This is a genomic window from Streptomyces recifensis (assembly GCF_002154615.1).
Classification (GTDB): Bacteria; Actinomycetota; Actinomycetes; order Streptomycetales; family Streptomycetaceae; genus Streptomyces; species Streptomyces griseoluteus.
This window is the reverse complement of sequence record NZ_MUNH01000165.1, coordinates 1-11,222: the sequence shown is the minus strand read 5'-3', so window position 1 is coordinate 11,222 and position 11,222 is coordinate 1. Positions and strand designations below refer to the sequence as shown.

12 protein-coding genes are annotated in these 11,222 nt (G+C 71.8%); 7 read left to right on the top strand and 5 right to left on the bottom strand.

From position 1 onward, the window contains the following. Positions 1 to 1,178: helicase domain-containing protein (locus CCN33_RS10755; RefSeq protein WP_483027237.1), on the top strand; the 1,178-nt coding region annotated here is incomplete at its 5' end. Between the two features lie 99 nt (positions 1,179 to 1,277). Here the strand turns inward: CCN33_RS10755 and CCN33_RS10750 are convergent. The 4 genes from CCN33_RS10750 to CCN33_RS10735 all read right to left on the bottom strand — a co-directional run bounded on the left by CCN33_RS10750 (position 1,278) and on the right by CCN33_RS10735 (position 4,877). After that, positions 1,278 to 1,505: a hypothetical protein gene (locus CCN33_RS10750; protein ID WP_086693419.1), complete on the bottom strand. Its 228-nt coding sequence runs from the start codon at positions 1,503 to 1,505 to the stop codon at positions 1,278 to 1,280. A gap of 86 nt (positions 1,506 to 1,591) precedes the next feature. Then, the gene (locus CCN33_RS10745; RefSeq protein ID WP_086693418.1) at positions 1,592 to 2,476 is read right to left on the bottom strand and encodes an SDR family oxidoreductase; all 885 of its coding nucleotides are present in this window, start codon (positions 2,474 to 2,476) and stop codon (positions 1,592 to 1,594) included. Then, positions 2,473 to 3,360 carry an alpha/beta fold hydrolase gene (locus tag CCN33_RS10740; protein ID WP_086693417.1) on the bottom strand — a complete coding sequence of 296 codons (888 nt, stop codon included), beginning with the start codon at positions 3,358 to 3,360 and terminating at the stop codon, positions 2,473 to 2,475. The genes CCN33_RS10745 and CCN33_RS10740 overlap by 4 nt, the downstream gene beginning before the upstream one ends. Continuing rightward, positions 3,357 to 4,877, bottom strand: coding sequence for a flavin-containing monooxygenase (locus tag CCN33_RS10735; RefSeq protein ID WP_086693416.1), 1,521 nt, complete (start codon positions 4,875 to 4,877; stop codon positions 3,357 to 3,359). The genes CCN33_RS10740 and CCN33_RS10735 overlap by 4 nt, the downstream gene beginning before the upstream one ends. 184 nt (positions 4,878 to 5,061) lie before the next feature. On the opposite strand from CCN33_RS10735, the gene CCN33_RS10730 reads away from it, so the two are divergent. The 4 genes from CCN33_RS10730 (at position 5,062) to CCN33_RS10715 (ending at position 8,420) form a co-directional block, all read left to right on the top strand. Beyond that, positions 5,062 to 5,682, top strand: a complete 621-nt coding sequence (locus CCN33_RS10730) for a MerR family transcriptional regulator (RefSeq protein WP_086693421.1) — start codon at positions 5,062 to 5,064, stop codon at positions 5,680 to 5,682. 199 nt (positions 5,683 to 5,881) lie between these two features. Further along, positions 5,882 to 7,003 (top strand): AraC-like ligand-binding domain-containing protein, encoded by a 1,122-nt coding sequence (locus CCN33_RS10725; RefSeq protein WP_086693415.1) that lies wholly within the window; start codon positions 5,882 to 5,884, stop codon positions 7,001 to 7,003. A 155-nt stretch (positions 7,004 to 7,158) separates the two neighbouring features. After that, the gene (locus CCN33_RS10720) at positions 7,159 to 7,488 is read left to right on the top strand and encodes a peptidase inhibitor family I36 protein (RefSeq protein WP_167387822.1); all 330 of its coding nucleotides are present in this window, start codon (positions 7,159 to 7,161) and stop codon (positions 7,486 to 7,488) included. A 20-nt stretch (positions 7,489 to 7,508) separates the two neighbouring features. Beyond that, positions 7,509 to 8,420 (top strand): hypothetical protein, encoded by a 912-nt coding sequence (locus CCN33_RS10715; RefSeq protein WP_140394506.1) that lies wholly within the window; start codon positions 7,509 to 7,511, stop codon positions 8,418 to 8,420. A 16-nt stretch (positions 8,421 to 8,436) separates the two neighbouring features. On the opposite strand, the gene CCN33_RS10710 is transcribed toward CCN33_RS10715, so the two are convergent. Next, positions 8,437 to 9,240: an exodeoxyribonuclease III gene (locus tag CCN33_RS10710; RefSeq protein ID WP_167387821.1), complete on the bottom strand. Its 804-nt coding sequence runs from the start codon at positions 9,238 to 9,240 to the stop codon at positions 8,437 to 8,439. A gap of 68 nt (positions 9,241 to 9,308) precedes the next feature. Here CCN33_RS10710 and CCN33_RS10705 point away from each other — a divergent pair, with 68 nt between their 5' ends. Then, positions 9,309 to 9,806, top strand: a complete 498-nt coding sequence (locus CCN33_RS10705) for a GNAT family N-acetyltransferase (protein ID WP_086693420.1) — start codon at positions 9,309 to 9,311, stop codon at positions 9,804 to 9,806. A 204-nt stretch (positions 9,807 to 10,010) separates the two neighbouring features. Next, positions 10,011 to 11,048: a hypothetical protein gene (locus tag CCN33_RS10700; protein WP_086693412.1), complete on the top strand. Its 1,038-nt coding sequence runs from the start codon at positions 10,011 to 10,013 to the stop codon at positions 11,046 to 11,048. Positions 11,049 to 11,222: the final 174 nt, after the last annotated feature.

The window sequence follows — 11,222 nt, the reverse complement described above, 5'->3', positions numbered from 1 at the left end:
CCGTCAGCACCCCCTGGGGCGAGCTGCACCTGACCGCGGCCGACTGGGCCGAGGCGTTCGAGGCGGCGGAGGCGGGCGTCCCGCACAACGAGGCCCGCGACCTGATCTGGGAGGCGCTCGTCACGATCCTCCACGACCAGCTCGACAAGGAGGTCCCGCCGCAGCTGTTCCGCCGGGCCCTGGCCTCCGACGGCGAGCTGACCGGCACCCTCCGCCGCGCCTGGCCCCTGCTGGAGGCGGCCGACCTGGTCGGTGACCTGTGGACGGTCCCGGCGTACCTGCGGATGTGCGCCCCCTGGCTCACCCCCGACGAGGTGCGCCTGCTGCGCCGCGCCGACCCGCAGGCGTGGACGGTGTCCGACCTGCCCCTGCTGGACGCGGCCCGGCAGCGGCTCGGGGACCCGGAGACCTCGCGGAAGAAGCGCCGCCAGGCCGCCACGGTCGCCGTCGAGCGGGAGCGGATGGCCGCCGTCATCGACAGCGTGATCGCGGCCGACCCGGACGGCGAGGGCGCGGTGACGATGCTGCACGGGCAGGACCTCAGGGACAGCCTGGTCGACGAGGGCGCGCTGACCGCCATCGAGGCGGACGCCCTGGCCGGGCCGTTCGCGCACATCGTGGTGGACGAGGCCCAGGAGCTGACCGACGCCGAGTGGCAGATGCTGCTCCTGCGCTGCCCGTCCCGGAGCTTCACCATCGTGGGCGACCGCGCCCAGGCCCGGCACGGCTTCACCGAGTCGTGGCGGGAGCGGCTCGCGCGGGCCGGGCTCGGCCGGGTCGAGGTGGCCTCGCTGAGCATCAACTACCGCACCCCCGAAGAGGTGATGGCGGAGGCCGAGCCGGTGATCCGGGCCGCGATCCCGGACGCCAACGTGCCCACCTCGGTCCGCGCGGCCGGCATCCCGGTCACCTACGGCCCGGTGTCCGGCCTGGACGCGGTGCTGCACGAGTGGCTGGCCGAGAACGCGGAGGGCACCGCCTGCGTCATCGGCGATCCCGCGTTCAAGGAGCGCCCCCGCGTCCGGTCGCTCACCCCGGAGCTGGCCAAGGGGCTGGAGTTCGACCTGGTCGTACTGGTGGAGCCGGACGCCTTCGGCGAGGGCATCGAGGGCGCGGTGGACCGCTATGTGGCGATGACCCGTGCCACCCAGCGGCTGGTCGTGCTGAGCGGTACCTAGGGTCTTTCGTTTCGATCAGGAGAGGCCCTAGTCACGCGCCGGGGCGGGGCGCCCGGACGTGCCGGGCGCCCCGCCGTGGCTTTCGCCGGATCTGCCGCGTCAGGCGGTGTGGTCCGGGTCGAAGCGGTCCTCCATGTCCCGCATGCCGCCCTCGGCGCGGTCACGCTGGGGCTGGTGGGCGCGCTCCTGGTGCTCGCGGCCCTGCGGGCCGCGCGCGCCGGCCTTCTCGCGCGACTGGCCGGCCTTCTCCTTGGCCTGGCCGGCCTTCTCCTTGGCCTGGTCCTGCATCTTGCGGGACTTCTCCTGGAACTGGTCCTTCATACCCATGTGGGTTCACACTCCTGGTGAGAACGGTTGCGGCCCCGGTGGAGCCTCGACCAGATTCACACGGGCGAACACCCTCCGCATGTCGATCACTTACTCTGCGTAGCGCGGGCCGCCTCGTCGGCCGCGCCGCCCGCGCCCACCAGCCCCGATCGCATCCCGGTCAGGCGGTCGGCGTACCTGCGCATCTCCCGCTGGCCGACGGTGCCGATGAGTGCCGGGAGGTAGCCGCGCAGGCCCTGCATGCCGCGCAGCCACCACTGTCCGTACACGTGGGGCGACCGGCGCTCGATGCCGTCCACCAGCCGGTCGACGGCCGGGCCGAGCGGGTAGGTCTTGTTCGACGGCCAGGGCAGCCGCTGCCGCAACTCCCGCATCACGTCGTCCTGGTCGGCGCCGCGCACCATGTCGGTGTCGGTCCAGGACAGGTAGGCGACGCCCACCCGCACGCCCAGGTAGCCGACTTCGCCGCGCAGGCTGTGCGCGTACGCCTCCACGCCGGACTTGGAGGCGCAGTACGCCGTCATCATCGGCGCCGGGGTCATCGCGGCGAGGGAGGCGATCTGGAGGAGGTAGCCGCGGCTCTCGGTGAGCACCGGCAGGAAGGCGCGGGCGGTGACGGCCGAGCCGATGAGGTTGACCTCGATCACCCGCCGCCAGGCCACCGGATCGGAGTCGGCGAACGGACCGCCGGTCGCCACACCGGCGTTGGCCACCACGATGTCGACCTTGCCGAACCGCTCCTTCACCTCGGCGGCAACCCGGCTCATCGCCTCGTGGTCGGTGACATCGGCGTACCAGTGGGCGCTCTCGCCGTACAGCCGCTCGGAGACGGCCTTCAGCTCGTCCTCCTCCAGGCCGACGAGCGCCACCTTGGCGCCCCGCGCGGAGAGTTTGCGGGCCAGCAGCTCGCCGACGCCGCGTGCCGCACCGGTGACGACGGCCACCTGTCCTTCGAGACCGACCTTGCTCATGCGCCCTCCTCCAAGGTGACGGGGATGCTCCCCGTGACGTACGTGGTGACGAGTTCCCGTATCCGGCCGGTCACCGCGTCCGGTGCCTCCACCGGGGTCATGTGCCCGATACCGAACAGCTCGGTGAAACCTGCGCAGTTGGGCAGCTCGGCGACGAGCGCGCGGGCGTGCGACGAGGGGGTGAGCCGGTCGGCGGTGCCGTGCAGCACGGCGGTGGGTACGGTCAACTGCCGTACGCCGTGGTCGAGATCGAGCCGGTCCAGCACCCCGCCCCAGGCGTGCCGGGCGGTGCGCGGGCAGGCGTGCACGATCCGGGCGCAGGCGTCGACCAGGTGCGGCGCCGAACCCGGGCCCATGGTCGCGTACTTGAGGATCTTCCTGGCCAGTGGCGTGACCGGGCCGAGCGGCAGGGACGAGCCGAGGATGCGCCCGGTGAGCCAGGTACGCACGCGTCCGGCACGCAGCGGCACCACGCGCGCCTCGGCGGTGAGCCGCCCGCTGCCGGTGCTGCACAGCAGCGCGGCGGCCGCGTGCTCCCGGAAGCGCGGGCGGGCCGAGGCGGACATGATCGTCATGCCGCCCATGGAGTGGCCGACGATCAGGGCGCGTTCACCGGGCGCGAGGGTGGCCGCGAGCACCGCTTCCAGGTCGTCCGCGAGCGCGTCGGTGGAACACACCGGGCTGTACGGGCTCAGGCCGTGGCCGCGCTGGTCGTAGGCGATGACCCGGTGGTCGCGGGCCAGCTCCTTTATCTGCGCGGCCCAGAAGGCGGTGGAGCAGGTCCAGCCGTGGGAGAGGACGACCGGGGGCGCGCCCTCGGGGCCGTGCACCTCCACGTGCAGGCGGGCGCCGTTGGTGGAGGTGACCTCCAGGGTGCGGCTCATGCGGTGGCCTCGCTCGGGACGGAGGCCGGCTTCGTGGTCCCGGGCGCGGGCTTGCGCAGCACCTCGTACTCGGTGAGGTCCACGCGGCGGGTGGCCTGCCGGAACTCGCTGGTGGTGCCGGGCCAGACGGTGGTGTTGCGGCCGCTCGCGTCCAGGTACCAGCTCGTGCAGCCTCCGGTGTTCCAGACGGTGCGCTTCATCCGCTCCTGCACCCGGCGGTTCCAGCGGTCGACGGCGGCCGGGCGGGCGTCCAGCGCGGTGCGGCCGCCGAGGGTGTCGAGCTGGCGCATGTAGTCGGCCAGGTAGTTGAGCTGGGACTCGATCATCAGGATCATCGAGGAGTTGCCCAGGCCGGTGTTGGGCCCGATCACGCTCAGCCAGTTCGGGAACCCGGCCGCCGAGCCGCCGCGCAGCGCCTCCATGCCGCCCTTCCACGCCTCGGCGAGCGTGACGCCCCCGACACCGACCACGCGCTCGGCGATGGGCATGTCGGTGACGTGGAAGCCGGTGCCGAAGACGATCGCGTCCACCTCGGCCTCGGTGCCGTCGGCGGCGACCACGGTCGAGCCCCGGATCTCGGTGACCCCGGCGGCCACCACGTCCACGTTGGGCTGGGCGAGCGCCGGGTAGTACGCGCTGGAGAGCAGGATGCGCTTGCAGCCGATGCGGTAGTCGGGGGTGAGCTTGGCGCGCAGGGCCGGGTCCTTGATGGCGCGGGCCATGTTGCGCTTGGCGAGCTGTTCGACCAGGCCGAGTTCGTCCGGGTGCTTGGTGAACGCCTGCACCTGGAGTTCCCGGATGCCCCACAGCAGCCCGCGCCGCAGCCGGGCGGTGAAGGGCAGCGTCTGGTGCAGCTTGCGCTCGGCGGTGCCGATGGCCCGGTCCATGCGGGGCATCACCCAGGGCGGGGTGCGCTGGAAGACGGTGAGCCTGCCGACCTCGGGCTGGATCGAGGGGACGATCTGGATCGCGGAGGCGCCGGTGCCGACCATGGCGACGCGCTTGCCGCGCAGGTCGAAGTCGTGGTCCCAGCGGGCGGAGTGGAACACCCGGCCGGGGAAGGAGTCCAGCCCCGGGACGTCGGGGATCTTCGGGTCGGACAGCGGGCCGGTGGCGGAGACCACCACGTCCGCGGTGAGCGAGCCGCTCGCGGTCTCGATGTGCCAGCGCAGCTCGTCCTCGTCCCAGGTCATCAGCTTGACCTCGGAGTCGAAGCGCAAGTGCGGGCGCAGCCCGAAGTCGTCGGCGACGCGCTCCAGGTAGGCGCGGATGTGCTCCTGCCCGGAGAAGGTGCGCGGCCAGTCGGGGTTGGGGGCGAAGGAGAAGGAGTACAGGTGCGACGGCACGTCGCAGGCACAACCCGGATAGCTGTTGTCCCGCCAGGTCCCGCCGACACTGCCGGCCCGCTCCAGGACGACGAAGTCGGTGATCCCCTCCCGGCGCAGCCGCACGGCGGCCCCCAGCCCGCCGAACCCGGACCCGATCACCGCCACCCGTACATGCTCGTGCTCGGCCATCCCGACGCCTCCACGCATCCTCGGACTCCGCCAGTGAACACTGGCGCAATGGGACTGTAGAGCAGCGCCGTACTGAGCGGTAGGGGGCGCGGAAAGGAAAGTTACCGCCGGTACGCCATAGGCTGCGGACGTGGCAGAAGACGGCGGACACAGCGGCGGGCAGGCCGGCGGGCGCGAGTACCGCATGGAGGAGCTGGCGCGCATCGCCGGGATCACCGTGCGCACCCTGCGGTTCTACCGCGAGCGCAGACTGATCCCCCCGCCCCGCCGCGAGGGCCGTATCGCCTGGTACGACGACCACCACCTGGCCCGGCTGCGCACCATCGCGGCGCTGCTGGAGCGCGGGCACACGCTGAACGGCATAGCCGAGCTGGCCGAGGCGCTGGACAACGGCCGGGACGTGGCCGACCTGCTGGGCGTCTCCCCGCCCACCGAGGAGGAGCCGGTCCGGCTGACCCCGGAGGAGCTGGCGGCCCGCTTCGAGGGCGAGGTCACCCCGGAGAACCTGGCTGCCGCGATGACCCTCGGCTACGTCGGCACCGACGGCGACGAGATCGTGCACATCAGCCGGCGCCTGCTGGACGTCTCCTCGGCACTGGTCCGCGAGGGCATCCCGCTGGCCGAGGTCCTGACGGCCGCGGCCCGGGTCCGCGAGCACGCCGACGCCCTCGCGGCCCTCTTCGCCGACGTGATCGGCCGCCACGCCCCGGAGGACTCCCTGCAGCGCCTGCGCCCGCTGGCCCGCAGCGTGGTGGAGGCGGAGCTGTCGCTGGCCATGGACCGGCGGCTGAGCAAGCAGGACTAGGGGAGCTGGTATCCGTTCTGAGGAGCTTGCCGCATCCGTTCCGAGAAGCTGCGGCGCGCACCGTCGAGGGCGGTACGGCCGTGTGGCCACCGCCACGGCCGCACTTCAGATGTTCCTCAACCCCTTCCGGCCCGACACGCAGGCGTGGCAGCTTCACTGAACACGACCTGGCTCAACGGGGCGCCTTCAGGGAGGGTTCATGACGATGGTCACGGAGTTCCGCACGAGCGCCTTACCGGCCGCGGAACGGTTCGATTTCTGGTACGGCATGGTGAACGACGCGATAGTCCCCAACCGGCTGCGCAGCGACCATACGCCGGACTTCCGGGCGCGGTTGCGGCTGATGGACCTGGGCGCGGTCCAGGTGTCCGCTCTGCGGTATCCGCCGCTGGAGACGTACCGCCCCGCGAAGCTGATCCGGCGGTCAGACCCCGAGAGCTACCAGCTGATGCTGAACCTGCGTGGTGGCCACAGGATCCGCCAGGGAGGTCACGACACCACGGGCTCGGCCGGCGAGATGCTGCTCTACGACACCTCGCGGCCCTGGCACGGCTGGGCAGAGGCGGACGCCGGCACCGCGGGCAGCGCCGTCAGCGCCGTCAGCGCCGTCAGCGCCGTCAGCGCCGTCAGCGCCGTCAGCGCCGTCAGCGCCGTCAGCGCCGTCAGCGCCGTCAGCGGCATCATGGTGCAGGTTCCCCGGGCACTCCTGCCGCTTCCGCAGGACGGTGTCCGCTCCCTCATCGCCACGCGGCTGCCCGGCGGCCAGGGCGTGGGCGGGCTGCTGGCCGGCTTCCTGAAGCAGCTGGTCGACCACGCAGGCTCGTACACCCCGGCGGATGCCGCGCGTCTGGCCACCATCATGGTCGATCTTCTGGCAGCCGTGTGCGCCCACCATCTGGAAGCGGAACGGCTGCTGCCGCTGGAAACCCAGCACCACACGCTGTTCCTGCGTACCCGTGCCTTCATCGAGCACCACCTGGCCGACCCGGAACTGACGCCGGCCGCGGTGGCCGCCGCCCACAATGTCTCCACCCGCCAGTTGTACCGCCTCTTCCAGGCCAAGGGCCTGACGGTCGCCGGCTGGATACGCCGGCGCCGGCTGGAGAACTGTCACCGCGACCTGGCCGACCCCCGCCACCGCCACCGCCCCGTCCAGGCCGTCGCCTCCCGTTGGGGCCTGACCGACAAGGCCCACTTCAGTCGCCTGTTCCGCGCCGCCTACGGGATGCCGCCCGGTGACTACCGGCGCGTCGCACAGAACGCCGGGCGGGAAGGCACGGAACGGCAACCGGATGGCGCTCACGATCAACCACGCTGCTAGCCCGACCGCCGACACTCGGGAGGTCATCACTTCGGCAGCAAGTTCATCTCCACAGAGAGGACCGAACTACGGTGCGTCGAATCGCCATGTCCGTGCTCGCGACCGGAGCGCTTGTCGTCTCCGGTCTGGCCCTCGCACCCTCGGCTCAGGCAGCCGTGACCGACTGTCCGAACGAGAGCGGATACCTCTGCTTCTGGGTCAACGCCAACTATGGCGGCGCCATGGGCAAGGTATCCGGCAACAACACCTACTGGGGCAACTTCACCGGCGGGTGCAACTCGACCCAGCGGTGGAACGACTGCGCCTCGGCCATCCGTAACGAGGGACTGAACTGTGAGGCGGTGGTGTACGAGGCCGCGAACTACGGCGGATCCTCGTGGGTGATCAACCGTGACACCCAGGCCGCGGATCTGACCCAGTGGGGCAAGCCGAGCGGGGGCAACTGGAACGACGTCATCAGCTCTAACAACTGGTGGTGTGGGTAAGGGCTGACGGCATGCGTCCGATGGCCACACCTGCCGTTGCCGCGGCAGTCGTCGCCGTGTTGGCCTTCGGTTCCGCCGGCTGCGTTCGCGCGCAGTCGGCGGAACGGCCGGACCGGGCCGCCGGGCCCGCGCTCAGCCAGGCCGCCGTGGACCTCGCTCTGAGGGCCTCCCCCTACCGCGAGGACCAGCGCACCCTCCGTCGAGCGGAGGACGAGCTGACCCGCCGGTGCATGGCCGGACACGGCTTCGGCCACCCGGCCGCCTCCGGTACCACCGCCCGGGGCGACGACCCCTGGCACCCCGATCCCGAGGTGCGGCGCACCCTCGGTTACGGCTTCTCCGACACCGGCCCGTCACCCCACGACCAGTACCCGCCCGGCCTGCCCGCGGCGAAGCGGGGCAGCTACGCCCGTGCGCTCACCGGCGACCCTGGGCAGCGCGCCACGCTGCGGCTGTCGAGCGGCCCGAAGTTCACCTTCGCCACCACGGGCTGTATCGCCCAAAGCCGCATCCGACTCTTCGGTGATGTCATGGCGGCGGCCAGTGTCTCGTACGTGCCTCAGGAGGCCTACAACGCGGTCCACGAACGGATCGCCGATGACGCCACCATGCGGCGCGCCCTGGGAAACTGGGCGACCTGCATGAAGGAGCGAGGGTTGCCGTTCGCCTCCATGGAGGACGCACGGGCGGCCGCCGCCCGCCGAAGCCATGGCGTACCGTCGGCGCAAGGCGCCGCGCCACGGGAGGAGGTACGGATAGCCGAGGCCGACGCGGAGTGCGCCGTTGCCGTAGATCTGCCAGGGGTGGTCGACCGGGTGGGACCCCGGTACCTGCGCGAACTGAGCGCGGAGCAGCGCCGGGACCTCAATGCCGCCGCACAGTTCCGGCTCGAAGCGCTGCAGCGCGCCCGCGGCCTCCCTGATCCGGCCTGATCCAAACGAAAGGCCCCTAGCGCTCGTACACCACCGTGACCGGCGCGTGGTCGGACCAGCGCTCGGCGTGGGTGGCGGCGCGCTCGACCCAGCCCTTGACCGCCTTCGCGGCGAGGCCGGGGGTGGCCATGTGGTAGTCGATGCGCCAGCCGGAGTCGTTGTCGAAGGCGCGGCCCCGGTAGGACCACCAGCTGTAGGGGCCCTCGGTCCCGGGATGCAGGGCGCGGACGACGTCCACGTAGCCGCCGTCCTCGGGGCCGAGCACCCGGCTCAGCCACTCCCGCTCCTCGGGCAGGAAGCCGGAGTTCTTGACGTTGCCGCGCCAGTTCTTGAGGTCGGCCTGCTGGTGGGCGATGTTCCAGTCGCCGCAGACCAGGACCTCGCGGCCGTCGGCGGCGGCCCGCTCGCGCAGCTCCTTGAGGTGGGCGGAGAACTCGCCCATGAAGCGGACCTTCTCGTCCTGCCGCTCGGTGCCGACCTCACCCGAGGGCAGGTACAGCGAGGCGACGGTCACACCGGGGAGGTCGGCCTCGACATAGCGGCCCGAGCCGTCGAACTCCGCGGAGCCGAAGCCGACCCGGACACGGTCGGGCTCACGGCGCGTGAAGAGGGAGACGCCGGCGCGGCCCTTGGCGGCGGCGGGCGCGTGCACCACGTGCCAGCCGTCGGGCTGCCGTACGTGCTCGGGGAGTTGCTGCGGCTCGGCACGCACCTCCTGCAGGCAGACCACGTCCGCGGCAGTCTGCTCCAGCCACTCCACGAAGCCCTTCTTGGCGGCGGCCCGCAGTCCGTTCACATTCACCGAGGTCACAGTCAGCACCAGGGCACGATACCGGCACACTGGTGGAGACCGATGCCCACTCGCCGCATAGAAGTACGATGCTCAGTATGATTATCCGCCGCGTTCGCTTCGACCACCCCGACGCCGTGAAGCTCAATGACGAGGTCCAGGCCGAGTACCACGTGCGCTACGGCGACGGCGGCGACGCCACCTCGCTCGACCCGGCCGACTTCGACCCGCCCAGAGGCGTGTACCTGATCGCGTACGACGCGGAGGACCGCCCGGTCGCCACCGGCGGCTGGCGCAGCCAGGACCTGAACGGGGAGGGCAACCAGGACGGCGACGCGGAGCTGAAGCGCATGTTCGTCATCGAGCAGATGCGCGGCCACGGCCTGGCCCGCCGCATCCTCGCCGAACTGGAGGCGGACGCCCGCGAGGCCGGCCGCACCCGCATGGTCCTGGAGACCGGCACCGAGCAGCCCGAGGCCATCGCCCTCTACACCTCCAGCGGCTACACCCCGTGCACCAAGTTCGGGTACTACCGCCACCACGAGAACAGCCTTTGCTACGCGAAGCCGCTCCGGGCACCGCGCGGAACGAACTGACCCGGCCCAGTGGCCTGTTGCCGCAGCACAGGCCACTGTTTCCCCTGTGACGCGCCTGTGACGTGACGGCGATCACTCCGCCGAAAGTCGGAACATACGATCAGCTCAGTAGCTGCCGCGCCTTTCGGCCCCACCTGACAGTGCAAGCGGATGCGACTCCCCCTCCTCACCATCCGGGTTCTTTCACACCTTCTGGAGTCCTTCATGTCTTCGCTCGGTTTCCGACGCAACTCCGCCCTCCGCGCCGGTTTCGTCGCCGCCTCCCTCACCGCCACCGTCCTGCTGCCGGCCGGTGCCGTGTTCGCCGCCGAGGGCGCGACGCCGAGCCCGCAGGCCACCACCCCGGCTCCGAGCGGCACGCCCAGCACGCAGATCGGGACGCCGACCTCGACCACCGAGCCGAGCACGCCCGCCACCACGGCGGCCCCCACCGCGTCCGAGGGCCCGAACGGGCAGCAGGGCCCGGTCCTGATGAGGACCGTCGCGCTGAAGGGCGACCTGACGGCCAAGGTCTACAAGCACACCGACCAGGGCGACTACTACTCGGCCACCGTCGTCTTCAAGGGCAGGACCCTCGGCGAACTGCGTGCCGGGGGCAGCTTCGGCGCCCAGCAGATGAAGGTCTTCAACGGCATCAAGGTGACCCTGCGCGCGGACGGCAGCATGACCTCCGCCGACGAGTACGTCGGCAACGGCGGCCAGGGTCCCGTCACCCCGGTCCGCTGCGTCGTCACCGTGACACGGAGCATCGGCGCGGGCACCGAGGCGCTGGTGACCATGAGCCCGTCGGGTCCGTCGGTGAACTTCCGGGGCGCGGGCGAGACCAGGCTGATGCCGTACTACCTGACCCGTCTGCAGCCGAAGCTCCCGGCGAGCGCGGGCTTCCAGGCCGAGATCCTCGACCCGAACAGCACCCACCCGCGCCTGCGCACCAACATGGAGGGCGGCGGCCACCCGGCGACCGTCCAGGACTTCCCGAAGCTCCCCAGCGGGTGCAGCTTCGCCTACCCGACCACCTCCACGGGTTCGGCGGGCTCCACCGGCGGCGGCAACACCGGCACCACCTCGACCAACCAGACGACCGTCGTGCCCAAGGGCAGCGTCGCGGCCGGCTACGAGAGCACCAAGGACAGCGACGCCCCTGTCCTGATGGCGGTCGGCGGGGCCGCCGCCGCCGGCGCCGCGGGCATCGGCTTCGTCGTCCTGCGCCGCCGCGGCACCTCGGTCGCCGGCCGGATCTGAAACGCCGCCCCCCTGGCTGCGGGCCCGCCCTCCTGAGCGCGGGCCCGCACCCGTCGTTCCGTCTGGAGTCAGCCTCATGCAGCGCCGTGTCATGACCGCCACGCTCACCCTCGCGCTCGGCCTCGCCCTGGCCGCCTGCGGCACACAGGACAGCACCGGGCACGCGGTCCCGCC

What these genes read in the sequence shown, in the direction of transcription:
- CCN33_RS10750 (WP_086693419.1), bottom strand. Translation starts at nt 1,505, where the DNA reads ATGGGTATGAAGGACCAGTTCCAGGAGAAGTCCCGCAAGATGCAGGAC.
- CCN33_RS10745 (WP_086693418.1), bottom strand. Translation starts at nt 2,476, where the DNA reads ATGAGCAAGGTCGGTCTCGAAGGACAGGTGGCCGTCGTCACCGGTGCG.
- CCN33_RS10740 (WP_086693417.1), bottom strand. Translation starts at nt 3,360, where the DNA reads ATGAGCCGCACCCTGGAGGTCACCTCCACCAACGGCGCCCGCCTGCAC.
- CCN33_RS10735 (WP_086693416.1), bottom strand. Translation starts at nt 4,877, where the DNA reads ATGGCCGAGCACGAGCATGTACGGGTGGCGGTGATCGGGTCCGGGTTC.
- CCN33_RS10730 (WP_086693421.1), top strand. Translation starts at nt 5,062, where the DNA reads ATGGAGGAGCTGGCGCGCATCGCCGGGATCACCGTGCGCACCCTGCGG.
- CCN33_RS10725 (WP_086693415.1), top strand. Translation starts at nt 5,882, where the DNA reads ATGACGATGGTCACGGAGTTCCGCACGAGCGCCTTACCGGCCGCGGAA.
- CCN33_RS10715 (WP_140394506.1), top strand. Translation starts at nt 7,509, where the DNA reads ATGGCCACACCTGCCGTTGCCGCGGCAGTCGTCGCCGTGTTGGCCTTC.
- CCN33_RS10705 (WP_086693420.1), top strand. Translation starts at nt 9,309, where the DNA reads ATGATTATCCGCCGCGTTCGCTTCGACCACCCCGACGCCGTGAAGCTC.
- CCN33_RS10700 (WP_086693412.1), top strand. Translation starts at nt 10,011, where the DNA reads ATGTCTTCGCTCGGTTTCCGACGCAACTCCGCCCTCCGCGCCGGTTTC.